We start from the raw sequence: 24,337 nt of genomic DNA, 5'->3' as shown, positions 1-24,337 counted from the left end.
TCCGATGACGTAAGAGGACCCCATGGCCCAGGACACCACCACGCGCTCCGGCGGCACGCTCTCCAGCGGCACGCTGACGAGCGTCGAACAGCGCGGCATCGAGCCCGTGCCCCACGACGAGCGGAACGGCGCCCCCGGGGCCCTGTTCTGGGTCTGGTTCGCCGCGAACATCTCGATCCTCGGGCTCCCCCTCGGTGCGACGCTCGTGGCGTTCCAGGGGCTGACGATCTGGCAGGCGCTCGTCGTCGCGGTGATCGGCGCCGCCGGGTCCTTCGCGGTCGTCGGGGTGATCTCCATCGCCGGACGCCGCGGCGGGGCTCCCGGTCTGACCCTGAGCCGCGCGGTGTTCGGCGTGCGCGGGAACATCGGTCCGACCGCGGTGTCGCTGCTCTCCCGCCTCGGCTGGGAGACCGTGAACACGACGACCGCGGCCTTCGTGCTGCTGTCGCTCTTCACGATCCTGTTCGGCACCGAGGGCGACGCGAAGGCGAACCCGGTGCTGACGATCGTCGCCATCCTCGTGTTCGTCGTCGCGACCGTGCTCGTCTCCGGGCTCGGCCACGCGTTCATCGTCGCCGTGCAGAAGTGGGCGACGTGGGTGTTCGGCGCCCTCAACGTCTTCGTCGCCGTGTTCCTGGTGCTGCGTGTCGACTGGGACGTCGTCGGGTCGCAGCCCGCGGGCCCGGTCGCCGCGATGGTGATCGGCATCGGCACCATCGCCGCGGGCACCGGCATCGGGTGGGCGACCGCCGGTGCGGACATCGCCCGGTACACGCGCACCTCGGTGAAGGCGGGCGCCCTGATCAGCGCCAGCGCCGCCGGCGCGGGCATCCCCCTCGTGGTCCTGGTCGGTCTCGGCGCCCTCGTCTCCGCCGGCGACCCCACCCTCGCGCAGGCCGGTGACCCGGTCGCGGCGATCCGCGACCTGCTGCCGAGCTGGATGGCGATCCCGTACCTGGTCGCGGCCTTCGGCGGACTGCTGCTGTCGAACCACCTGTCGGTGTACTCGGCGAGCCTCACCACGCTGACCCTCGGCATCAAGGTGCCCCGCGTGTGGGCGGTCGGCGTCGACGTGGTCGTCACGACCCTCGGCGCGATGTACTTCATGCTCGTCGCCGACGGCTTCTACGCGCCCTTCATCACGTTCATCTCGGTGCTCGCGGTGCCGATCACCGCCTGGCTCGGGGTGTTCATCGCCGACATGGCGAAGCGACGCTGGTACGACCCGGCCGCGCTGCTCGACCTCCGCGCCGGAGGCCGCTACTGGTACCGCGGCGGCGTCGCCTGGGGCGCCCTCGCCGCCTGGGTCGTCGCGATCGTCGTCGGCTTCCTCTTCACCTCGGTGCAGGTCGGCGACGCGGACCCCGTGTTCGTCGGAGCACTCTCGGACAGCTGGATCGGCGCGAACGGCCTCGGGTGGATCGTGACGTTCGTCGTCGCCGCCCTCGTGTACCTGCTCACCGGCGGTGCCCGCGGCCAGCTGCACGCTCCCGAGGAGCGCGCGTGAGCCGCCTCGTCTCGGTCGGCAACGTCGTCGTCGACATCGTCATGCGCGTGGGCGCGATCCCCGAGCCCGGCGGTGACGTCATCGCCTCGGCGTCGGAGATCACCGCGGGCGGCGGGCTCAACACGATGGTCGCCGCCGTCCGCGACGGCCTGCCCGTGGTGTTCGCCGGGCAGTACGGCACCGGGCCGTTCGGCGACGTCGTCCGTGCGGCGCTCGTCGACTCGGGCGTCGAGGTCCTGCAGCCCGGGCTCGACGACGTCGACAGCGGGTACTGCGTCGCACTCGTCGACGCCTCCACCGAGCGCACCTTCGTGACGAGCGTCGGCGCCGAGGGCCGGCTCGGCCGCGCGGACCTCGACCGCGTCGCGCTCCGGCCGGACGACACGGTCGTCGTCTCCGGCTACGGCCTCGCGCACGCCGTCAACGGTCCGGCCATCGCCGACTGGCTGACGACGGTGCCCGACTCCGTCCGTGTCGTGCTCGACCCGTCACCGCTGGTCGACACGCTGCCCCCGGCGGTGCTCGGCCCCGTCATGGCGCGCGCGGACGTGGTCAGCGCCAACGGCCGGGAGGCACGGCTCATGGCACCGACCGCCGCGGGACTCCCCGAGGCGGTCGCGGCGATCGCCGCATCCGCCCGCGGCACCGCGCTGGCCCGTGACGGCGCAGCGGGCTGCTGGGTCGCCGAGCCGGGGCGCGCCCCGGTCCTGGTGCCCGGGTTCCCCGTCGACGCGGTGGACTCGAACGGCGCGGGTGACGCCCACGGCGGCGTGCTCGTCGCTGCCCTGGCGCGCGGTCACTCGCTGGTCGACGCAGTCCGGCGTGCCAATGCCGCGGCGGCACTCGCGGTGACACGGCGGGGGCCGGCGACGGCTCCGACGGCCGCGGAGACCGACGCGTTCCTCGCCGCGCACGCCTGACGGCGGGGGCCCGGCCGGTGCGCGGCCGTGCGCCCGCGCGGGCCGCAGCGGTCGCGCGGTCGGCGGTCGCGCGGTCGGTGGTCGAGCGGTCAGCGGTCGCGCGGTCGGTGGTCGAGCGGTCAGCGGTCACGCGGTCGGTGGTCGGGCGGTCAGCGGGCACGCGGTCGGCCGCCGGTGCGATGTGCTCGCGCACAACCGGGAGCACCTCGCGCCACGTCGATCCGCGGCGCCACGTGCTCCCCGTTGTGCGGGCGACGCGAGGCTCACCCGTGGCGAGCACCGGTCGCTGCCCCGTACGTCCGGTCCGGGCGTGCGGCAGGGCGACGAGCGGTCAGGCGCCCAGGACCCCGGCGGCGTCCGTGTCGAGCTCGGCCCGGACGGGTGGGTCCGCGCCCGGGCGGGACACCGTGACGGCGGCACAGGCCAGCGCGAGCGACGCCAGGCGTCCGAGCTCGTCGGTGTCGAGGCCGGTGGGCGCGGATCCCCGTGCGAGCACGCCGGCGAGCAGCCCCGCCATGAACGAGTCACCCGCGCCGATCGTGTCCGCGACCTCGACGCGCGGCGCCGGCACGGTGGTCCGCGCGCGGGCGGACGCCATCGCGCAGCCCGACCCGCCGAGCGTCACCGCGGCGAGCGCCGCCCCGTGCGCCAGCAGCCCGTCGAGGACCTGGTCGACGCTGCGGTCCGGCCAGAGCCACGCGGCGTCCTCGTCGCTGAGCTTGATCACGTCGGCCTCGGCGAACAGCGGTTCGAGGGTGGCGAGCACGGCATCCCGGTCGGGCGTGATCGACGGACGGACGTTCGGGTCGAGGGAGACGAGGGCGTCCGTCGGGCGGGTACGGAGCGCCTCGAGCACGGTCCGTGCGCCCGGCTCCAGCACGGCACCGATGGAGCCGACGTGCACGAGCGGCGTGCCGACCGGCACCTGCACCGGGTCGAGGCGCCAGTCGAGGTCGAACTCGTAGGACGCACCGCCGTCGTCGCCGATCGTCGCGACGGCGGTGGAGGTGCGCTCGATCGCGGTCGCGTCGACCTCGACGTCGCTCGCGCCGACGTGCGCCCGGATCGAACCGCCGTGGTCGTCGTCGCCGAGCGCGCACACGAGCCGTGCGGCCCGGCCGAGGCGAGCGAGGCCGACGGCGACGTTCATCGGGCTCCCGCCCGGGTGCTCGACGCGCCCATCGGGGCGGTCGACCACGTCGACCAGGGCTTCTCCGATGACGATGACGGGGTCCATGGCACCAGCCTCCCAGAGCCGACGGCCGTGCGACGTCGGCCTGGCCGCTCGTCCCCCGGTGGTCCGTGGACGCACGGGTGCCGCGGAGTTGACTGACGGACCCGGCACGACCGCCACCAAGGAGCCCCGATGCTGTCCCTCATCTACTCGAGTGTCGCCACCCGATCCCTCGACGACGACGACCTCGCCGGCCTGCTCGCGCAGAGTCGGCGGGCGAACGCGGAGAACGACATCACCGGCGTCCTGCTCTTCCGGAACGGCTACTTCCTGCAGCTGCTCGAGGGTCCGGACCAGGCGGTCCGCGCGAAGATGGCGACGATCAAGCACGACGACCGGCACACCAAGGTCACGGTGCTCACCGAGGAGCTCATCGAGGAGCGGCAGTTCCCGGAGTGGACGATGGGCTACCCGGCCGAGGACACCGACGTCGAGCAGGCCCCGGGCTACCGGACGACCTTCGACGACCTCGACGCCGCGGACGGCACGCAGATCAGCTCGCTGCCGGCGCTCCGCGAGCTGATCCGCTGGTTCCGACCCTCGCCCCGCTGACGACCCGGCCCGACCGCGACGGCACGCGGCGTGCGAGGATCGGCTCGGTCGGACAGGGGGTCCGACGGACGGGGGCACAGCGTGGGCGACACGACCAGCGAGCAGACCAGGACGCACCCCTGGGTGCACGTGCTCGGCGCGACGGCGATCGGCGTCGGCGCCGCACACCTCGCGCGCGCGGCCGCCCTCCTCACGTTCTTCGTCGGCGTACCCGGCCTCGTGGCACTGCTGGTCCACACGGTCGTGGCGTGCGGAGCACTCGGCGGTCTGGCGGTCCTCGCCACCCGGCGTCGCCGGACGGCGTGGCTCGGTGCTGCGGGCCTCGTCCTCGTCCCCGCGGTCCTCGTCGCGGCGCTGCTGCCCGCTGCCCTCGCCGGCCCCGAGCCGACGTTCCCGCTCCTCGCGTCCACGCCCACGCCGTACCTGGTGGGCGCGGTCGTCGCCGCGGTCCCGGCGATGCTCGTGCACCGCGGGGTCCTGCGGAAGCTCGGCGTCGTCCTGGGGACGGGCGCCGCGGTCGCGGTCGTCGCGGTGGTCGTCGCGGTCGGCGTCCGCGTCCACGGGAGCGACGCGCAACGGGACGAGCAGGCCATCGCGCGGGCGCAGGTCGCCATCGGCGCGGACTTCCGGCCCGTCACGATCTCCCCCGACGGGTACGGCTCCGTGTACGAGGCGAACATCGAGCAGCGGCTGCCGGGGTTCCTGCAGGTGTTCTCCTCGCCTGCCGAGGAGGCGCACGCGCCCGGCGACGCGTCGGGATCGGACCTGACGGTCGTCACGCTCGCGGCGACGACCCCGCCGTGCGGCCGACCGATCGAGGGCGTCGCCCCCGGGGGCGGTTCCGAGGCGGAGACGTCGTGCGACGAGGACGGCGGGGTCGTGCGGCGGACGAGCGAACACGGCCACGAGGTCGCCGCGGTCGTGGGCGACACGCTCGTGGCCGTCAGCGCCCTGCCGGAGGTCGACGACAGCCTGCTCGAGGCTGCCGTGCGCTCCGCGGAACCGATCGACGACGAGGCGTACCGGCACGTGCTGCTCGGTGACGGCGACGAGTACACCGACGAGCTCGACGGCAACCGGTGTCCGCTCGTCGGCGCGGCGTGCGGCCCGCCGGCGCGTCGCTGATCCGGACGGGAGGCACGTGGCGGGCCGGCACCGCGCCTCCCGTCCGACGGCGCCGGCTCCGTGACACGGGCCGCCCGGGCAGGCGGCCGCGCTCGGTCAGGCGGCCGGTCCGAGCGGCAGCGGGTGGATCCGCCCGTCGGGTCCGATCACCACGAGGTCGGCGGCGGATCCGACGCTGAGCGGCGGACGCAGACCGAGCACCGACGCCGCTCGTGTGGAGGACGCGTGCACCGCCGCCGGCAGCCGGTCCGGGCGACCGTCGACGAAGCGAGCGACGGCGTCCGCCACCGTGATCGTGCTCCCCGCCAGTGACGAGCCGTCCGCGAGCCGGGCGACTCCGTCGGAGACGACGACCTCCGAGCCGGCGATCCGGTAGCTGCCGTCGGGGCAGCCGGTCGCGGCCATGGCGTCCGAGACGAGCACGAGGCGGTCACCCGCGGCTCCGCGCACGACGTCGACGGTGACCGGGTCGAGGTGGTGGCCGTCCACGATGCACTCCACGGTGAGACGCTCGTCCGACAGCGCGACGCCGACCGGGCCGGGCGCACGGTGGTGCAGCGGCGGCATCCCGTTGAACAGGTGCGTGACGAGGGTCGCACCGGCGTCCACCGCCGCCCGGACCTGGTCACCGTCGGCGTCGGTGTGCCCGATCGCGACGACGACGCCCGCCGCCACCAGTCGCCGGACCGCGTCGAGCGCACCCGGGAGCTCGGGCGCGAGGGTGACGATCCGGAGCGCCGCACCGCCGGCGTCCACGAACAGGTCGACCTCGTCGGGGGTCGGCGGGTGCAGCAGCTGCGCGGCGTGCGCACCCCGGCGGGCGGGTGCGAGCCAGGGCCCCTCGAGGTGCAGTCCGGCGAGCGTGCCGTCGTCGACGAGCGGTCGCAGGCGGTGCAGGGCGGCGACCGTGTCCGGGACCGTGCCCGTCGCGATCGACGCCACCAGGCGGGTGGTCCCCCGCGCGGCGTGGTGGTCGGCGGCCGCCCGCGCCTCGGCGACCGAGCACGAGGCGAAGTCGTGCCCGAGGGCACCGTGCGCGTGCAGGTCGACGAAGGCCGGCAGGACGGTGCCCGGCGCCTCGACCACACGGTCGTGCACCGGTGCCGCACCGGTGCCGACCGCGGCGACCCGGCCGTCCTCGACGGCGAGCCACGCCTCCGACAGGTCGACCGCGGCGGTGACGATCCGTGGGGCGCGGACGAGGACGGTCACGCGGTCACCGCCACGTCCGGCACCGACCCGGCACGCACCGACGCGGCACGCGCGGAGCCGGCCTGCGCCGAGCCGGCTCGGGCCTGGCGGGCGAGCAGCACCGCACCGATGGCGCCGGCCGCATCGCCGTGGCGCGCCCCCACGAGTTCGGGCAGTCGGACCCCGGCGAGGCGGTCCGCGACGGCGGCGCGCAGCGGGTCGAACAGCAGCGGCCCGGACTGCGCCAGCCCGCCGCCGACGATCAGGGTGTGGCACCCCGCGACGGCCGTCAGCCAGGCCAGGGTGTCGGCGAGCACGTCGACGCAGTCGTCCCACGCCCGTCGGGCGACCGGGTCCCCGTCGAGGACCCGGAGCATCGCGTCGTGGGCGCTCGGAGCACCGCTGCGGCGTGCGACGGCGCCGGCCGAGGCGACCTCCTCGACCCGGAGGCCCGCGTGCGCGCCGTCCCGGATCCGGACCTGGCCGACCTCCCCGGCCCACCCGCCGCCCGGCACGACCCGGCCGTCGACGACCAGGGCACTCGCCAGGCCGGTCCCCACGGGGACGAAGGCGACGGTGCCACGGCCGAGCGCGGCGAGGGTGTCGGTGTCGGTGTCGGTGTCGGTGTCGGTGGCGAGCGGACCGCCCGGGGCCGCTCCCGGACCGGCGGCCCGGACCTCGGCGAGCGCTCCGGCCCGGACGTCGTGGCCGAAGGCGAGCGGGACGGCGTCCACGCCTGCCGCGCGCAGGGCGTCGTCGACCCGTGCCCGGACCGGAACGTCCCGCCAGCCGAGGTTCACGGAGAGCACCGATCGGCCGGCGTCCTCGTCGACGACCCCGGGGACGACCAGACCGATCGCCCCGAGTTCCGTCCCCCGTCGCCGGGCGACCGTCCGGGCCCGCTGTCCCAGCGTCGCGACGAGCTCGGCCAGCGCGGTGGCCTGCGGGTCCTCCCGGGGTGTCGGGACACGCTGCTCCTCGAGCACCCGCCCGTCGTCGGCGACCAGGCGCACCTTGATGCTCGTGCCCCCGACGTCGATGCCGAGCGCTGCACCGTTCGCGGTCATCGCGAGCCCTCCGGTCGTGCCGATCGGGACTGATCGGACGCCGACAGCCTGCCGACCGATCGTGATCGGTGCAAACAACGCGCATCATTTCCGCTCACATCGCGCAGCGAACACGCCCGTAGGATGACGCCATGACCCCGCAGCAGAGGCTCAACGCGCTCCTCGAGCTCGTGAGCGACCGCGGGAACGTCTCCATCGCCGAGATCGGCGAGGCGCTCGGCATCTCCGCTGCGACCGCCCGGCGCGACCTCACGACCCTGGCGGACCAGCGGCTGGTCACGCGCACCCACGGTGGGGCCGCAGCGCTGGGCGCGGGGTACGAGCTGCCGCTGCAGTACAAGATCGCCCGGCAGGCCGAGGCGAAGACCGCCATCGCCCGGGCGACCGCCGCGCTCGTCTCCCCGGGGGACACCGTCGGCCTGAACGGCGGGACGACGACGACCGAGGTCGCGCGGGAGCTCGGCAAGTCCGAGCGCTTCATCCGCGCCGACGGCGAGTGCGGCATCACCATCGTCACCAACGCCCTGAACATCGGCTACGAGCTGTCGATCCGCGCCAACGTCAAGATCGTCGTGACGGGCGGTGTGGCACGGCGGCAGTCGTACGAGCTCATCGGCCCGACGGTCCGGGACACCCTCGACGGGTTCGCGCTCGACGTCGTCGTGCTGGGGGTCGACGGGCTGTCCGGCCAGTACGGCGCCACGACCATGCACGAGGGCGAGGCCGAGGTGAGCCGGCACTTCGCGTCGGTCGGACGGCGGATCATCGTGGTCGCCGACTCGACGAAGATCGAGCGCTCCACCTTCGCGCGCATCTGCCCGCTCGACCGCATCGACGTGCTCGTCACGGACCAGGCGGTGCCGGCGTCGTTCGCCGCAGACCTGGCGTCCGCCGGCGTGGAACTCGTCGTCGCGAGCTGACGCCCCGCGGCCCAGGTCACCCCGGATCCGCCCGTCGTCGGCTGCGCAGCCGCAGTCGGCCGGCGCCGTCCCGTGCCGTCGTCGTGACGTTGCCGACATGTAACAACCTCGGATGCACGCTTCCGTGATCGAGCCGTGCGTGCTTATTGTGCACTCATGATCGATTTGGCAACATTGCCGTCACATTCACGCAAGGGAGCGAGATGACCACCACGAGCACACGCCTGCTCCGGGTCGGCGTCGTCGGCATCGGACAGCGGTCGGCCATCGCCGACCACGTGGCCGCTGCGGGGCTGGACGCCGACGGCGTGGACGCCCGGATCACGGCCGCCGCCGACACCACGGAGGGCGGCCGGACACGTGCCGCCGCGCACTGGCCGGAGGCCGAGGTGGTCGCCGACCACCGGGCACTGATCGGCTCGGACGGCGTGCCGAACCTCGTGGACGCGGCGATCGTCACCACCCCGGACTGGACCCACGCCGAGATCGCGATCGACCTGCTCCGTGCCGGCATCGCCGTCTACCTCGAGAAGCCCCTGGCGATCACGGTCGAGGACGCCGACGCCGTCCTGAACACCGCCGCCGAGACCGGGACGCCCCTGTACGTCGGCCACAACTTCCGGCACGCCGCCGTCGTCCGACTCATGCGCGAGGTGATCGCCCGCGGTGAGATCGGCGAGGTCAAGGCGGTGTGGGTCCGCCACTTCGTCGGCAACGGCGGCGACTACTACTTCAAGGACTGGCACGCCGACCGCAGCCGCGTGAACTCCCTCCTGCTGCAGAAGGCGAGCCACGACCTCGACGTCGTGCACGCCCTCGCCGGTGCGTACACGAGCCGGGTCGTCGGGATGGGGTCGCTCTCCGTGTACGGCGACGTCACCGACCGGCGGGACCGCAGCGACGAGCTCATGACCGACTGGTTCTCGTTCGACAACTGGCCGCCCGCCGAGCAGACCGGCCTGAACCCCGTCGTCGACGTGGAGGACGTCTCGATGGTGATGATGACGCTCGACAACGGCGTGCAGGCGAGCTACGAGCAGTGCCACTTCACGCCCGACTACTGGCGCAACTACACGGTGATCGGCACCCACGGACGGCTCGAGAACGTCGGCGACACCGGCGGTGGTGTCGTCAAGGTGTGGACCCACCGCCGCAACTGGGACGTCACCGGTGACGTCGAGTACCCCGTCGACGGCGTCGAGGACGGTCACGCCGACGCCGACCTCCTCACGATGACCGAGTTCCTCCGCTCGGTGGCCCTCGGCGAGCCGACGACGCTGTCCCCGATCGCGGCGCGCATGGCGGTCGCCGCCGGCGCACTCGCCACCCGCTCGCTCCGCAACGGCTCCGTCCCGCTCGACGTGCCGCCCCTCCCCGATGCCACGATCCGTCACTTCTCGGCCGCCGGCCGCGACGACCTCTCCGGAAGGAACACCCGATGACCCTCCCCTCCCCCCGTCACGGCCGCGGTCGCCGCCGCGCCCTGCTCGGTCTCGCTGCCGCGGTCAGCGCCGTCGCCCTCCTCGCCGGGTGCAGCAGCGCCTCGTCCGCCGGCTCCGACTCCGGGAAGGGCACCGTCGCGAAGGACACGAAGGCCGACCTGACGTACGCCGTGTGGGACCAGAACCAGGTCGACGCGATCAAGGCGAACATCAAGGGCTTCAACGAGGAGTACCCGGACATCACCGTCAACGTCGACGTCACGCCGTACGCCAACTACTTCACGAAGCTGCAGACGCAGGGCTCCAGCAACACGCTGCCCGACCTGTTCTGGATGAACGGCCCGAACTTCCAGCTCTACGCGGGCAACGGCAAGCTCGCACCGATCACCGGCGCCGTGGAGTCGGGCGCGATCGACCCGTCGAAGTACTCGAAGGCGCTCGACGACCTGTACACCTACGACGGCAAGCAGTACGGCGTGCCGAAGGACTTCGACACGATCGGCGTCTGGGTGAACAAGGCCCTGTTCGAGCAGGCCGGCGTCGCGATGCCGTCGAAGGACTGGACGTGGCAGGACTTCCAGGACACCGCCGCCGAACTGTCGCAGAAGCTGCAGGGCGACGGCGCGTACGGCGCCGCCGGCGGCATGGACGGACAGACCACCTACTACGACACGATCTTCCAGGCCGGCGGGTCCGTCATCGACGACGGGAAGTCGGAGTACGACACGAAGGCCGCGCAGGAGGGCATCCGCTTCTGGACCGACCTGATCGACTCGGGCGCTTCGCCGACGATCAAGCAGCTCACCGACACCACGGCGGACCAGTGGTTCACCTCCGGCAAGCTCGCGATGTACCAGGGCGGCAGCTGGTTCCGGTCGGCGCTGATCGGCACCGACATGGAGCAGGACGTCGTCGTCTACCCGCTGCCGAAGGGCAAGGAGCAGGCGACCGTCATCCACGGCGTCTCGAACGTCGTCGCCGAGGGGTCGGGGAACAGGGCCGCAGCCCAGGCACTGCAGGCGTACCTGGCGAGCAAGCCGGCACAGCAGCAGCAGGGCGACATGGGCGCGGTCATCCCGGCGTACGAGGGCACGCAGGACGCCTTCACGAAGACCATGCCCGACGCGGACCTGCAGGTCTTCCTCGACGCGGTCGACTACGCGAAGCCGCTGCCGGTGTCGAAGAACACCGCCGCGTGGAACACCCTCGAGACGAACCTGCTGCCGAGCGCCTTCGACGGCTCCGAGCCGGTCGACCAGGTGACGGAGAAGCTCGCCCAGGAGATGGACGCAGCACTCGCGAAGGAGTGACGACGAGCCGGTCGGTCGGGCCCGCGCCCGGCCGGCCGGCTCCGTCCCGTCCGCCCATCCGCACCGCACGGACCACCCGATCCGACCGCCCTGGCCGAGGAGCGACCTGATGACGATCAACACCCAGCAACCGGACGCCACACAGATGGCCGCACCGCCCGACACCAGTCCCGACGGCCCCTCGCGACCGTCGCGGGCACCACGCACCGACGGCATCTGGCCGTGGTTGTTCGTGCTCCCGCTGCTCATCGGCGTCGGGACGTTCTTCATCTGGCCGATCCTCCAGACGTTCTGGTACTCGTTCACGAGCTGGGGCGTGTTCGGCGGCGCCACCTTCACGGGCCTGGCGAACTACGGGCGCCTGCTGACCGACCCGCAGCTGTACCAGTCGCTGGTCAACACGATCGTCTACACGGTGATCGTCCTGCTCGGCATCCCGATCGCGGTCTGGCTCGCGAGCCTGCTGAACACGCCGGGCCTGCGCTTCGCACAGTTCTACCGCGTGCTGTTCTTCCTGCCCTACGTCGCGATGCCCGCCGCGATCGCCCTGGTGTGGCGCATCATGTACAACGGCGACTTCGGCATCGTGAACTGGTTCCTCGGGCTGGTCGGCATCGACGGCCCGTACTGGATCTCCACCCCGGGCTTCGCGCTCGTCGCGGTGTCCCTCGTCGGCCTGTGGTCGTCGCTCGGCTTCTCGATGATCATCCTCGGTGCCGGGCTCAAGGACATCCCACCCGAGCTGTACGAGGCCGCAGAGCTGGACGGCGCGAGTCGCTGGCGCCAGTTCCACGCGCTCACCGTGCCGCTGCTGACCCCGAGCATCTTCTTCGTGCTCGTCGTCACCACGATCTCGAGCTTCCAGCTGTTCGACCTGCTCTACGCGATCCTCGGCTCCACCAACCCGGTCATCCCGAAGACGATGTCCCTCGTCTTCTACTTCTACAACGCCGGGTTCATCGACAACGACAAGGGCTTCGCGGCTGCCATCGCGATGGTGATCTTCGTGCTCATCGGCATCATCACCGTCCTGCAGTTCCGGGTCCAGCGGAAGTGGGTCCAGTCATGACCGGCATCATCGAAGCGCGCGGCAGCAAGGTCGCGGCGGCCACGAGGGCGGCGAGCCGCAGCCGGGCGCAGACGACGACGCGTCCGGGGCGCCGCGGGGGCAGCCACTGGTGGATCCACGTGGTGCTCGGCATGGGTGGGTTCGTCATGGCGTTCCCGTTCCTGTGGCAGATCGTCATGGCGCTGTCCACGAACGCGCAGGTGACCTCGCCGACGCCGACCTTCTGGCCCGGTGAGCTGCAGTGGAGCAACTTCGCCCGGGTGTTCGAACGGCTCCCCTTCCTCGACCAGCTCGCGACCTCGATCTGGGTGACCCTGATCCGCACCCTGGCGCAGATCGTGCTGTGCACCCTGGCCGGGTACGCGTTCGCCCGCATGCGGTTCCGCGGCCGCGCGGTCATCCTCGGGATCGTGCTGTCGATCCTGCTGGTGCCGTCGCAGGTCTACCTGATCTCGCAGTACCAGATCGTCCAGGGCCTCGGGTGGCTGGACAGCCTGGCCGGCATCGTCGCACCGGGCCTGTTCAGCGCCTTCGGCACCTTCCTGATGCGGACCGCGTTCCTCAACATGCCCGCGGAGCTCGAGGAGGCGGCACGCATGGACGGGGCCAACCCGTTCCAGACCTTCTGGCGGATCATGCTGCCGCTCGCCCGCCCGTCGATCAGCGTGCTCGCGATCACGACCGTGCTCTGGTCGTGGAACGAGCTGCTCTGGCCGCTGGTGGTCTCCACCCGGGCCGAGGACATGCCGCTCGCCGCCGGGCTCGCGACCCTGTCCAGCGACCGGACCATCGACTACCCCCTGCTCATGGCGGCGAGCCTGATGGCGATGGCCCCGGTGCTGATCCTGTTCATCGTGCTGCAGCGGCGGGTGATCGACGGACTCGCGTCCTCCGGCCTGAAGTGAGCGGTGGCCGACACGGCCACCGGACGGAGCGCCCCTCGGGATCCGAGGGGCGCTCCGTCGTGGTCGCTGCGGCCGCGTGGACGGCCGATGCGCCCGGACGGGAGGCACGGTACCGGCCCGCCCCGCGGCTCCGGTCCGTCCGTGCGCACGACGGGAGGCGTGGTACCGAGCCGACCCGCGCCTCCCGGCCGGCAGTCCGCGCCCAGCCGGCGGCTCGGTTCCGGGCGGACCCGCGCCTCCCGGCCGGCAGCCGTGCCTGCGGACCGCCCGCACGGACGACGGGAGGCACGGTGCCAGTGAGCACCGTGCCTCCCGTCGTCCGTGCTGCTCAGCCCTTCAGACCGGCCGAGGCCATCGTCGCGACGAACTGCTTCTGCGCCACCAGGAAGAGCAGGATCAGCGGCAGCGTGGCGACCACGTTCCCCGCCATCAGCAGCGACCAGTCGGTCCGCCGCGCCCCCTGGAAGTTCGTCAGACCGAGCTGCAGCGTGAACGAGTCGGCGTCGTTGATCGCCACGAGCGGCCAGACCAGGTCGTTCCACGACCCGAGCAGCGTGAAGATCGCGAGCGTCGCCAACGCGGGACGGGCGAGCGGCAGCACGATCCGGAAGAACACCTGCAGGCGGGTGCACCCGTCGATCTGGCCGGCCTCCTCGAGCTCGGCGGGCAGGGACAGGAAGAACTGCCGCATCAGGAAGATGCCGAAGGCCGAGGCGAGCCAGGGCACGATCGCGGCACCGAGGCTGTCCACGAGGTGCAACCGGGCGAACATGACGTAGGTCGGGATCATGAGCAGCTGCGACGGGATCATGATCGTCGCGAGGATCGCCAGGAACCCGAACGTCCGCCCCGGGAACCGCAGGCGCGCGAACCCGTACCCGGCCAGCGAGCACAGGACGAGGTGCGAGACGATCGCCGACGCCGACACGATGACCGTGTTGAGGAGCCAGTGCAGGATGTCCGACTCGGCGAACAGGCGCGTGTAGCCCGACAGCGTGAACTGCGTCGGGAGGAACGACGGCGGGAACTTGTTGATCTCCGAGGCCGGTTCGAGCGACGTCATGAACATCTCGACGAACGGCAGCAGGAAGAGGAGCGCCACCGGTGCGAGCAGGAGGTGCCACGGGCTGAACGGCAGGCGACGTCGACGACGGGGTGTGGTGCGCTCCGCCGGTGTCGCGACGGCGTCCGGCCGGTTCGGGGTCTCGAGTACTCGGGTCTCGACGGTCATCGTGACGCGTTCCTTCCGGCTCGGCGCTGCACGAGCGTGACGATCACGGTCGCGGTGAGGGTGACGAAGAACATGCCGTAGGCGATGGCGGACCCGTAGCCGAACTGCAGGTTCTGGAAGGCCGTCTTCCACAGGTAGTAGACGATCGTCTGGGTCGCGTCGAGCGGTCCGCCTCGGGTGGTGGCGTAGACGAGGTCGAAGAGCTGCACGGCCTGCAGGGTCTGGTAGATCCCGACGAACGCGGTGACGGGCGCCAGCTGCGGCCACACCACGCGCCAGAACGTCTGCCAGTTGTTCGCGCCGTCGATCCGGGCCGCCTCGAGCACGTCACCGGGGACGTCCTGCAGGGCGGCGAGGTAGATGACGGTCGTGAACGCCGCCTGCCCCCACAGGGACATGATGACGATCACGACCATCGCCTCGGCGCGGTCCTCGAGCCAGCCCTGCGGCGGGACGTGCAGCACGCGCAGCACGTTGTTGACGATGCCGAACTGCGGGCTGAACAGGTAGGTGGTCAGGATGCCCGTCGCCGCGGCCGAGGCCACGAACGGCACGAAGATCGCCGTGCGGTACAGCCCGATGAACCGGATGCGCCGGTTCAGCGCGACGGCCAGGGCGAGCCCGAGCAGCAGGGACGCGGGGACGAACAGGACCGTGTACAGCAGGGTGTGCACGGCGGCCGCGAGCGCGCTCGCGTCGGTGGCCAGGTCCTGGTAGTTCTCGATGCCGGCGAAGGACGGCGGGCTGAAGCCGTCCCAGCGCTGGAAGGAGAGGACGAGCGCCCAGACCCCGGGGAAGATCGTGAGGCCGAGGACGACCGCCAGGGCCGGGGCGACGAAGCCCCAGCCGGCGAGGCCCTCGCGGGCGGCGGCCGATCGACGTCGGCGCGGTGGCCGCGGCGGCGCGGTGTCGGTGGTCGGACGGGTGCGGAGTGCGGGAGTGGTCACGGGGGCCTCCTAGCCCTGACGGAGTGCCTTGTCGGCGGCGACGGTCGCCTGCCGGAGTGCCTCGGCCGGTTCGCCCTCGCCCTGCAGCACGCGGGACACCGCGTTGCCGAACGCCTCGGACAGGCCGTTGTAGCCGGGCAGGGTCGGGCGGACCTGCTTCGCGTCGGCGGAGTTCGCCTGGATCACGTCGAGTCCGGGCAGGGCGTCGACCTGCTTGCGGAACGCCTCGCTGTCGGCCTCGCTCGAGCGCAGCGGCAGGTTGCCGACGGCGACGTTGAACCGCTCGTCCTGCTCGGGTGAGGTCAGCCACTTCGTGAAGTCCTTCGCCCAGTACGCGCGGTTCACGTCGTGGTTGTCGAAGAGGGTCCAGAGGTCCGGCCCGGACACCGTCTGGTGGTCACCGTCGGTGCCGGGGAGCCGCACCACGCCGTACGAAGTGCCGGCCGTCTGCAGGGCGGAGAGCTCCCACGGACCGGAGGTGATCATGCCGACGCGGTCGCTCTCGAACAGCTGGGCGAACTTCGTGTCCGTCTGGTCGAGGTACACGCTGCGGTCGGTCACGGCCATGGACCGCATGAACTCCAGGGCCTCGACGCCGGCCTCCGAGTCGAACGCCGCGTGCTCGCCGTCCTCGGACAGGATCGAACCGCCGTTCTGCCAGAGGTGCGGCCACATCTGCCACGTGGTCTCCTCGCTGCCCGAGACCGAGTAGCCGTAGCCGAAGGTCTGGCTGTCCCGGTCCGTCAACGCCTTCGCGGCGCGACGGAAGTCCGACCAGTCCCAGTCCGCCGTCGGGTACGGCTCGCCGGCGGCGTCGAAGACGGTCTTGTTGTAGAAGAGCGAGATGTTGTCGACGACCGCGGGGAAGCCGATCACCTTCCGCCCGGTCGGCTGCGCGGTGCCGCGAGCCGCCGGGGAGAACTCGTCCCAGTGCGTGTCCGGGTCCTCCGCCTCGGCGCGCAGGTCGAGCGTCCGCCCGGAACGCTCGAGCTGGCTCGCCCACGACCCGAAGGTGTACGAGATGTCGGGTGAGTCGTTCCCGGCGAACGACGCCGCGAGCTTCTGGAGCAGTTCGTCGGTCGACGAGGCCCCGGAGGACATGTCGATCGTCACGTTCGGGTGCTCGTCCTCGTACTCGTCGACGAGCTCCTGCAGGAGCTTCGCCGCCTCGTCGCTCTGGCCCGACCACATGGTCAGGTGGACCGGTGCCGTGGTGTCGAGCTCGGTGGCACCCTGCGGTGCGCAGCCGGTGAGGACCGTCGCGGCGACCGCGATCGCGACGGCGAGCGCGCCGCGTCCGGTGCGGCGGCGGGCGGTGCGTGTGCTGCTGCTGGTGCGTGTGCTGCTGCTGGTGGTGCGTGTCACTGCGGACTCCTTCGTCGTCAGTGGTGCGTCGGCCGGCGAGCTCAGATCCCGCGTGCGGGGATCGTCGCGCGCAGCGGTTCCGGCAGCAGGTCCCCGTGGGCGACGACGAGGTCGTTGCACAGCTCCCAGATCTGCTCGGGCGTGAGCGTCGAGGACGCGTTCGGGTCCATGAGCACCGCCTGCCGGATCGCGACCGGGTCACCCGTCCGCGCGGCGTGCACGGTGAGCTCGTTCACGGAGACGTACGGCCGGTTCAGCGCCGCTGCCTGCACGGGGAGCGCCCCCATCGGGATCGGTGCGATGCCGCCAGCGCCGACCGTGGTCGGGACCTCGACGACGCACCCGTCCGGCAGGTTGTCGATCAGGCCCCTGTTCGGCACGTTCGCGTGGATCTCGCGCTCGGTGCCGGTGACCAGCGAGTGGATGACCTGCGGGGCGTACTCCGAGGCGCCCTCCTCGAGCTGCACGGGTCGGCCGGCCGCCAGGTCGCGCTCGGCGGCCTCGAACTCGGCGACGTTGTCCTCGGAGATGCCGACGTACTCGAGCGGACGCAGGCGGAACCGGTCGACCTGCTCCGGCGAGCGGAGGAACCACGACAGGTACTCGGAGGAGTGCTCGCTCGTCTCGGTCGGGTAGGAGCCGATCCGCTTGAACACCTCGACCCGTACCCGCCGCTCGAGCTCCGGGTCCTGCCGGATGCGCTCGCGGAGCCGCGGGTACAGGTCCTCGCCCTCGTGCGTCCACTCGAGCAACCACGACTGGTGGTTGACGCCTGCTGCGCGGAACCGAGTCTGCTCGACGTCGAGGTCGAGGAGTCCGGCGAGGTCGTGCGCGGTCCAGTAGACGCTGTGGCAGAGCCCGAGCGCCGTGATGTCCGGCGCGACGGTGTCCGCCCACCAGATGTTCATCGCCATCGGGTTCGTGTAGTTGAGCAGGACCGCGTCCGGGGCGACCTCGCGCATGTCCGCGGTCAGCTCGGTGAGGAACGGGAAGGTGCGGAGGGCACGGAAGACGCCGCCGACCCCCGTGGTGTCACCGATGGTCTGGTGCAGGCCGTACCGCTCCGGGATCTCGAGGTCGGTCCGGGTCGCGGCGATCCCGCCGATCTGCACCATGTCGACGACGAAGTCCGCGTCGGCGAGGGCGCGGCGTCGGTCGGTCGTCGCCGTGAGGGTGACCGGCCGGCCGAGGCGCTCGCTCACCTGGCGGGCGGTGGCCTCGGCGACGGCGAGGCGACGCTCGTCGACGTCGAACAGCCGGAGGTCCAGCTCGGGGAGGTCGTCGTACCGGAGGAGGTCGGCGAGCAGCTGTCGCGTGAAGACGACGCTCCCGGCGCCGACGAACACGATGCGGGTCATGGGAAGCCCTTCGTTCGGGGTACCGCCGAGGGACGACGGTCGGGGCCACCCGGCGGGTGGCAGAGGGCACGGAGGGGTGGGAGGTCACGCGTCCCGACGCGGGCTCCTGCGGCGTCCGGGTGCGCGGCCTCGACGGGGTTCGCCGGCCGGGCCCCACGGTAGGGCGCGGTGGGCACGACCACCACGCAGCCTCGCGAAACGCGCAGGACGAGTGCGCGTTCGGGCGTGGAGCGCTCAGGCGATGAGGACCTCGACCCCGGCCGCGGCGATCTGCTCGAGCGCCTCCGCCGGGGCGTGCTCGTCGGTCACCAGGACCGACACGTCGCCGATGTCGGCCATCCGCGCCATCGTCTGCCGCCCGACCTTCGAGCCGTCGCACACCACGACCACGCGGTCGGCGTGCGTCACCATCACGCCGTTCGTCCGCGCCTCGGTGTCGTCGTGCGTGGTGACGCCGCCGGCCGCGCTGATGCCGTCCGTGCCGAGGAACGCCGTCGTGACCTTGAACGCCGCGAACGCGGCCTCGGCCAGGGGACCGACCGCCTCGAGCGAGGTGGCGCGGAGCGTGCCGCCGGTCAGGATCGTCTTCACCCGCGGGCTGCGCGAGACCTCGAGCGCGATGGTCACGGCGTTCGTGATCACCGTCAGACCGTTCCGGTCGCCGAGCGCCCGCACGACCTCCTTCGTGGTGGTCCCCCCGCTGACCGCGACGGCCTGTCGCCCCGGGGGCAGGAGCCGTGCGGCGAGCCGACCGACCGCGCGCTTGGCGGCGTCGGCCTCCGAGGCACGCATCACGACGGGCAGCTCCGGGAGCGCACCGACGGACTCGACCCGGCCGTAGCTGCGCACGACGAGACCGCGCGCCTCGAGCTCGCCGAGGTCGCGTCGGACCGTGGCCGCCGAGACGCCGCAGGCCCGGATCAGCTCGTCGGTGCTCGTCGAGCCCTGCTCCCGCACCCGCTCGAGGATGTCCCGCATCCGGTCCCGCCGCTTGCGGCCGACGTCCGGCGAGTCGTTGTCCATGGACCCATCATGCGCCAGAACGATCACTGCGAATGACCGGAGTGATCGTTGTGGCAGCGGAAGTGATCGGTCGTTGCCGACACTGGGTCCGGACGCGGCGCCGGACGGTGCCGCGTCGGCAGCGCCGCCGACCGCGGCGCACGCACCAGGAGAACCACGTGAACCCCATCACTGCGCTCGTCGCTCGCCACCGTGCCGGATCCGGTGAGGGCATGTACTCGGTCTGCTCGGCGAACCCGTACGTCCTGCGGGCCTCGATGCGCCAGGCACTCGAGGACGACGCCCCCCTGCTCATCGAGGCGACCTCGAACCAGGTCGACCAGTTCGGCGGGTACACCGGCATGACCCCCGCGGACTTCCGGGCCGCGGTGCTCGACCTCGCCGAGGCCGAGGGCTTCCCGGCCGACCGGCTCGTCCTCGGCGGCGACCACCTCGGCCCGAACACGTGGCAGGACCGCCCGGCCGCCGAGGCGATGCCGCTCGCCGTCGACCTCGTCCGCGCCTACGTCACCGCCGGCTACACGAAGATCCACCTCGACTGCAGCATGCCGCTGCAGGGCGAGGTCGCCCCGCTGACCGACGCGGTCGTCGCCGAGCGGGCCGCCGTGCTGCTCGCCGCCGCGGAGTCCGCCGCCACCGACGCCGGGATCGACCGCGACGGCATCGTCTACGTCATCGGCACCGAGGTCCCGACCCCCGGCGGGGCGAAGGAGACGCTGCACGACCTCGAGCCGACCCCGGCGACGGCCGCGGTCGGGACGCTCGACGTGCACCGTGCGGCGTTCGAGCGCGCCGGCCTCGCCGACGTGTGGCCACGCGTCGTCGCGCTCGTCGTGCAGCCCGCGGTGGAGTTCGACCACCTGCAGGTCATCGACTACGTGCCCGAGGCCACGACCGCGCTGCAGGAGGTCATCGAGGCGACGCCCGGACTCGTGTACGAGGCTCACTCGACCGACTACCAGACGCCCGAGGCGCTCCGTGCCCTGGTCGACGACCACTGGGCGGTGCTCAAGGTCGGCCCCGGCCTGACCTTCGGGCTCCGCGAGGCGCTGTTCGCCCTCGACGCCGTCGAGTCCGAACTCGTCCCGGACGGCAGCGCGGTCGACCTGCGCGGCGTCGTCGAGCGTCGGATGCTCGCGGAGCCGGACCGCTGGGAGCGCTACTACGAGGGCGACGCGCACGAGCAGCGCATCGCCCGCACCTACAGCTACAGCGACCGCATGCGCTACTACTGGCCGGACCCGGAGATCACCGCCGCGACCGAGGCGCTCGTCCGCAGCCTCGACGAGGTCGGCATCCCGCTCCCGCTGCTGAGCCAGTACCTGCCCGTGCAGTACGAGCGGGTCCGCGAGGGCCTGCTGCCGAACCGTGCCGAGGACATCGTGCTCGACCGCGTCCGCGACGTCCTGCGTCCGTACGCCGCCGCCGTCGCCCCGCGCGCGCAGGCCACCGGTACGGTCACCACCACCACCAGCAAGGAGTCCCTGTGACCACCACCGCCCCCGTCCGCGCCGACGAGACCGCGACCCACCGCGAGATCCTGCAGCAGCCCGACAGCTGGCAGCGCCTCGTCGCGTCGCTCGACGACCGCCGTGCCGCGCTCGACGCCTTCCTGCAGCCGCTGCTCGCCGACGAGGACCTGCGCATCGTGCTCACCGGGGCCGGCACCTCGGCCTTCGTCGGGGACATCGCGAGCGTCGACCTGCGCCGCCACCTCGGCCGTCGCGTCGAGTCGATCGCCACGACCGACATCGTCGCCGACCCGCACGGCTCGCTCGGCGACCCCGGCCGGGTGCTCCTGGTCTCGTTCGCCCGCTCGGGCAACAGTCCGGAGAGCGTCGCAGCGACCCGCGTCGTCGACGACGTCGCGCCCGGTGCGCACCACCTGGTCGTCACCTGCGACCCCACGGGCGCCCTCGCCCGCGAGCACCGCGGGCAGGACCGGTCCTTCGTCCTCGACATGCCGGCCGAGACGAACGACACCGGCTTCGCGATGACGTCCAGCTTCTCCACGATGCTCCTCGCCGTCCTCCTGGCCTTCCGGCCGGAGCTCGTGGCCCGCACCGGCGCGCTGGTCGCGGCGGCACGGACGATCGCCGGCCTGGAGGCACGGATCGCCTCGCTCGCGGAGGGCACCGAACGCGTCGTGTACCTGGGCAGCGGAGCGCTGCAGGGCCTGGCACGCGAATCGGCGCTGAAGCTGCTCGAGCTCACCGCCGGCGGGGTCGTGTCGTTCTTCGACACCCCGCTCGGCTTCCGGCACGGCCCGAAGGCCGTCGCGGGCGCGCACACCCTGGTGGTCGTCTACGGCTCGTCGGACCCGTACACGGCGCGGTACGACGCGGACATCCTCCGCGAGCTCCGCGCGGACGGAGCCGTCCGGGTCGTCTCGGTCGGCGGGGACGCGGACGACGAGCGTTCCTTCCCGCTCGACGACCTGGCGGGCCTCGACGACGCGTTCCGCAGCGTCGCCCTGGTCGGCTTCGCCCAGCTCCTCGCGCTCGCCACGTCCGTCGCGCACGGGTGCACCCCGGACAACCCGTTCCCGGGCGGCACGGTCAACCGCGTCGTCCAGGGCGTGACCATCCACGACCACCGCGCGGGAGCTGCACGGGCATGACCGTCTTCCTCGGCATGGACGGCGGCGGCACCAAGACCGCGTTCCTGCTCACCGACGGCGAGGGCACCACGCTCGCCGAGTCGCGGCAGCCGGCCTCCTCCTGGTTCGACGCGGGGACCGGTCTCGTCGGCGACGTCGTCCGTGCGGGCGTCGACGCGGTGACGTCGGCGGCCGGCATCGCCCCGGCGGACATCACGTTCGCGCACTTCGGCATCCCCGGTCACGGGGAGTCGAGTCGTGACACTCCCGTGCTCGACGCCCTCCCCGCCGACGTGCTCGGACACGACCGGTACTCCTGCGGCAACGACATGGTCGGCGGCTGGGCCGGATCGCTGGCCGGCCGCGACGGCGTCAACGTGATCGCCGGCACCGGGTCGATGGCCTACGGCGAGCGCGGCGGCACCGCGCACCGCGTCGGCGGCTGGAGCGAGGTGTTCGGCGACGAGGGGTCCGCGTACTGGGTCGCCGTCCAGGGGCTCAACGCCTTCTCGCGGATGGCGGACGGCCGACTCCCCCGGGGTCCGCTGCACGCACTCGTGCGCGAGCGGGTCGGGGTGACCGAGGACCTCGACCTGATCGGCGTCGTCATGGACGAGTGGGGCGCGGACCGCGGCACCGTCGCCGACCTGGCGAAGGTGGTCGTCGCAGCCGCCGACGCCGGCGACGACGCTGCTGCCGACGTCCTGCGCCGCGCCGCCGCGGAGCTCACGACCCTGGTCGGCACGACGGTCCGCGCGCTCGGCTTCCCCGCCGACGAGCCGGTCCCCGTGTCGTACTCCGGCGGGCTCTTCCGGGCGCCGCGGTTCCGCGAGGCGTTCGCCATCGCACTGCTCGCCGAGGACACGACCCTCGAGCTCGTCGAACCCCGACACGATCCGACCGTCGGCAGCGTCCTGGTCGCGATGCGCCGGGCCGGGGCACCGATCCCCGAGCGGTTCACCGCGGAGACGGTCCCGGCCACCTCCAGCGCCGCCCGCTGACACCACGCACCGACACCAGGCATCGACACCACGCACCGACACCACGAGGAGACCACCCGTGCAGTACACGTTCGAGTTCGACGGCCTCCGGGTGCCCGCGAACGTCTCCGGACCACCCCGCCGGACGGCGGACGGGTGGCTCGTCCCGGCGGGCCCCGTCGCGCTGCTCCACCCCTTCGGGCACCGCGCCGAGTTCTACCGGCACGGCTGGAACTCGTGGAGCCCGAGCGGGTGGACGCGGGTCGACGGCGACACCATCGGGATCAAGGACAGCCCCGAACGCCTGCTGACCGCCGACGACGCCGCGAACGAGACACCGCACGCGCACTCCGGCAGCGCGGTGGGTGCGGTGACCGGTCCGGACGGCGGCACCCTCCTCGTCGGGGCGCTCGGGCTCGGCACCCCGCGGGTCGGCGCCGACGGCAACGTCCTGTGGGCGTCGAGCGAGCAGGACGACGCGGAGTGGTTCGTCGCGTACGGCGCCGAGCAGGACGTCTTCGCCGCGTACGCCGACCGGGTCACCGAGCGGCTCGGTCGCCGGACGGCCCGCGCCGGCACCGTGTGGAGCAGCTGGTACTCGTACCACGAGGACATCACCGAGGACCGGATCGCGCGGGCGGCCGCCGACCTCGAGGGCTACCCGGTCGACGTCTTCCAGCTGGACGACGGGTGGGAGCCCATCGTCGGCGACTGGACGGCGGGGCCCGACTTCCCGAGCGGGATGGCGGCGACCGCACGGACCATCGCGCGCCACGGCTTCCGTCCGGGCATCTGGCTCGCGCCGCTGATAGCCCTGCCCGGCTCGACGATCGCCACCGAGCGCCCCGACCTGCTCGTCGCGGGTGACGACGGCCGTCCGCTCGTCACCGGGCACAACTGGGGGTCGCACTACCACTCGCTCGACACGACGAACCCGGAGGTGACCGACCACCTCCGCGGGGTGTTCGACCGGATCACCGCGGACGGCTACAGCTACCTGAAGCTCGACTTCATGTACGCCGGGGCGATCGCCGGGCACCGACACGTCGACCTGCCCCGCGAACAGGTCTACCGGCAGGCGATCGAGCACATCCGAGCCACCGTCGGCGACGACGTCTACCTGCTCGGGTGCGGGGTCCCGATGATCCCCTCGGTCGGGGTGTTCGACGGAGCCCGTGTCGGACCGGACGTCGCGCCGTTCTGGGACAACGCCGAGCGGGTGGGCGACCCCTCCGGCGAGGGCGCCCGCAACGCGCTGGTGTCCTCGGTCAACCGGGTGTGGATGCGGCGGCTGTACGAAGTGGACCCCGACTCGGTCTACTTCCGCAGTGCGCGGAACCTGCTCGGTCCGGACGAGCGTCGGGCGCTGCAGGACACCGCGGCGGTCCTCGGGTTCCGGTCGACGTCCGACCCCGTCGACTGGCTCCGACCGGAGGAGCGCTCCGAGGCCGCGGACTGGCTCGGCCGGAGCGCCGTGGTCGAGCAGGTCGGCCGGTACGTCTTCCGCCTCGACGACCGGGTGGTCGACCTCACCCCGTACGTCACGGGCGAGCACGCGGTCGACGCGGCGTCCTTCATCGGCTGACCGGCCG

The 24,337-nt window shown here is 72.6% G+C and carries 21 protein-coding genes; 13 read left to right on the top strand and 8 right to left on the bottom strand.

Annotation, left to right across the window (positions count from 1 at the left end; all coding sequences use genetic code 11):
- Window positions 1-22: 22 nt before the first annotated feature.
- Both NI26_RS01100 and NI26_RS01095 read left to right on the top strand, forming a co-directional pair.
- Complete coding sequence (locus NI26_RS01100) at window positions 23-1,507, top strand: purine-cytosine permease family protein (RefSeq protein WP_066651526.1); 1,485 nt, start codon at window positions 23-25, stop codon at window positions 1,505-1,507.
- Complete coding sequence (locus NI26_RS01095; protein WP_081984544.1) at window positions 1,504-2,427, top strand: PfkB family carbohydrate kinase; 924 nt, start codon at window positions 1,504-1,506, stop codon at window positions 2,425-2,427. The genes NI26_RS01100 and NI26_RS01095 overlap by 4 nt, the downstream gene beginning before the upstream one ends.
- A 331-nt stretch (window positions 2,428-2,758) precedes the next feature.
- Here NI26_RS01095 and NI26_RS01090 read toward each other — a convergent pair whose 3' ends face one another.
- Entirely contained in the window at window positions 2,759-3,664 is a 906-nt protein-coding gene (locus tag NI26_RS01090) for a carbohydrate kinase family protein (RefSeq protein ID WP_066651525.1), read from the bottom strand.
- A gap of 129 nt (window positions 3,665-3,793) precedes the next feature.
- Between NI26_RS01090 and NI26_RS01085 the strand changes: the two genes are divergently transcribed.
- Both NI26_RS01085 and NI26_RS01080 read left to right on the top strand, forming a co-directional pair.
- Window positions 3,794-4,213, top strand: a complete 420-nt coding sequence (locus NI26_RS01085; protein ID WP_066651524.1) for a BLUF domain-containing protein — start codon at window positions 3,794-3,796, stop codon at window positions 4,211-4,213.
- An 81-nt stretch (window positions 4,214-4,294) separates the two neighbouring features.
- A complete protein-coding gene (locus tag NI26_RS01080) occupies window positions 4,295-5,338 on the top strand; it encodes a hypothetical protein (RefSeq protein ID WP_066651522.1) in 1,044 nt (347 codons plus the stop codon).
- 96 nt (window positions 5,339-5,434) lie between these two features.
- On the opposite strand, the gene NI26_RS01075 is transcribed toward NI26_RS01080, so the two are convergent.
- The gene (locus NI26_RS01075) at window positions 5,435-6,550 is read right to left on the bottom strand and encodes an N-acetylglucosamine-6-phosphate deacetylase (RefSeq protein WP_066651520.1); all 1,116 of its coding nucleotides are present in this window, start codon (window positions 6,548-6,550) and stop codon (window positions 5,435-5,437) included.
- A complete protein-coding gene (locus NI26_RS01070; protein ID WP_066651518.1) occupies window positions 6,547-7,596 on the bottom strand; it encodes an ROK family protein in 1,050 nt (349 codons plus the stop codon). The genes NI26_RS01075 and NI26_RS01070 overlap by 4 nt, the downstream gene beginning before the upstream one ends.
- 131 nt (window positions 7,597-7,727) lie before the next feature.
- Between NI26_RS01070 and NI26_RS01065 the strand changes: the two genes are divergently transcribed.
- The 5 genes from NI26_RS01065 to NI26_RS01045 all read left to right on the top strand — a co-directional run bounded on the left by NI26_RS01065 (window position 7,728) and on the right by NI26_RS01045 (window position 13,242).
- On the top strand, window positions 7,728-8,516 hold the full coding sequence (locus tag NI26_RS01065; RefSeq protein ID WP_066651516.1) for a DeoR/GlpR family DNA-binding transcription regulator: 789 nt from the start codon (window positions 7,728-7,730) through the stop codon (window positions 8,514-8,516).
- Between the two features lie 203 nt (window positions 8,517-8,719).
- Window positions 8,720-9,958 (top strand): Gfo/Idh/MocA family protein, encoded by a 1,239-nt coding sequence (locus tag NI26_RS01060; RefSeq protein WP_066651513.1) that lies wholly within the window; start codon window positions 8,720-8,722, stop codon window positions 9,956-9,958.
- Window positions 9,955-11,268: an ABC transporter substrate-binding protein gene (locus tag NI26_RS01055; protein ID WP_066651512.1), complete on the top strand. Its 1,314-nt coding sequence runs from the start codon at window positions 9,955-9,957 to the stop codon at window positions 11,266-11,268. The genes NI26_RS01060 and NI26_RS01055 overlap by 4 nt, the downstream gene beginning before the upstream one ends.
- A gap of 109 nt (window positions 11,269-11,377) precedes the next feature.
- Entirely contained in the window at window positions 11,378-12,337 is a 960-nt protein-coding gene (locus tag NI26_RS01050; RefSeq protein ID WP_081984542.1) for a carbohydrate ABC transporter permease, read from the top strand.
- Window positions 12,334-13,242 (top strand): carbohydrate ABC transporter permease, encoded by a 909-nt coding sequence (locus NI26_RS01045; RefSeq protein WP_235426419.1) that lies wholly within the window; start codon window positions 12,334-12,336, stop codon window positions 13,240-13,242. The genes NI26_RS01050 and NI26_RS01045 overlap by 4 nt, the downstream gene beginning before the upstream one ends.
- Before the next feature lie 328 nt (window positions 13,243-13,570).
- On the opposite strand, the gene NI26_RS01040 is transcribed toward NI26_RS01045, so the two are convergent.
- From NI26_RS01040 to NI26_RS01020, 5 genes are all read right to left on the bottom strand, one after another.
- Window positions 13,571-14,473 carry a carbohydrate ABC transporter permease gene (locus NI26_RS01040; protein WP_081984540.1) on the bottom strand — a complete coding sequence of 301 codons (903 nt, stop codon included), beginning with the start codon at window positions 14,471-14,473 and terminating at the stop codon, window positions 13,571-13,573.
- Window positions 14,470-15,420: a carbohydrate ABC transporter permease gene (locus tag NI26_RS01035; RefSeq protein ID WP_066651510.1), complete on the bottom strand. Its 951-nt coding sequence runs from the start codon at window positions 15,418-15,420 to the stop codon at window positions 14,470-14,472. Before NI26_RS01035 ends, NI26_RS01040 begins: the two co-directional genes overlap by 4 nt.
- Before the next feature lie 9 nt (window positions 15,421-15,429).
- Window positions 15,430-16,785 (bottom strand): ABC transporter substrate-binding protein, encoded by a 1,356-nt coding sequence (locus tag NI26_RS01030; protein WP_081984538.1) that lies wholly within the window; start codon window positions 16,783-16,785, stop codon window positions 15,430-15,432.
- A gap of 41 nt (window positions 16,786-16,826) precedes the next feature.
- On the bottom strand, window positions 16,827-18,143 hold the full coding sequence (melA, locus tag NI26_RS01025; protein WP_066651509.1) for an alpha-galactosidase: 1,317 nt from the start codon (window positions 18,141-18,143) through the stop codon (window positions 16,827-16,829).
- A gap of 234 nt (window positions 18,144-18,377) precedes the next feature.
- Window positions 18,378-19,166 (bottom strand): DeoR/GlpR family DNA-binding transcription regulator, encoded by a 789-nt coding sequence (locus tag NI26_RS01020; protein WP_066651508.1) that lies wholly within the window; start codon window positions 19,164-19,166, stop codon window positions 18,378-18,380.
- 158 nt (window positions 19,167-19,324) lie between these two features.
- On the opposite strand from NI26_RS01020, the gene NI26_RS01015 reads away from it, so the two are divergent.
- The 4 genes from NI26_RS01015 to NI26_RS01000 are packed head-to-tail and all read left to right on the top strand — an operon-like array spanning window position 19,325 to window position 24,330.
- Complete coding sequence (locus tag NI26_RS01015) at window positions 19,325-20,656, top strand: D-tagatose-bisphosphate aldolase, class II, non-catalytic subunit (protein ID WP_235426417.1); 1,332 nt, start codon at window positions 19,325-19,327, stop codon at window positions 20,654-20,656.
- Entirely contained in the window at window positions 20,653-21,786 is a 1,134-nt protein-coding gene (locus tag NI26_RS01010; RefSeq protein WP_066651506.1) for an SIS domain-containing protein, read from the top strand. Before NI26_RS01015 ends, NI26_RS01010 begins: the two co-directional genes overlap by 4 nt.
- A complete protein-coding gene (locus NI26_RS01005; protein WP_066651504.1) occupies window positions 21,783-22,766 on the top strand; it encodes an N-acetylglucosamine kinase in 984 nt (327 codons plus the stop codon). The genes NI26_RS01010 and NI26_RS01005 overlap by 4 nt, the downstream gene beginning before the upstream one ends.
- 58 nt (window positions 22,767-22,824) lie before the next feature.
- Entirely contained in the window at window positions 22,825-24,330 is a 1,506-nt protein-coding gene (locus NI26_RS01000; protein ID WP_066651502.1) for a glycoside hydrolase family 36 protein, read from the top strand.
- The last annotated feature ends 7 nt before the right edge of the window (window positions 24,331-24,337 follow it).

The organism is Curtobacterium sp. MR_MD2014 (assembly GCF_000772085.1).
Classification (GTDB): domain Bacteria; phylum Actinomycetota; class Actinomycetes; order Actinomycetales; family Microbacteriaceae; genus Curtobacterium.
The sequence above is the reverse complement of the archived record's forward strand: the minus strand, read 5'-3'. Positions and strand labels throughout refer to the sequence as shown.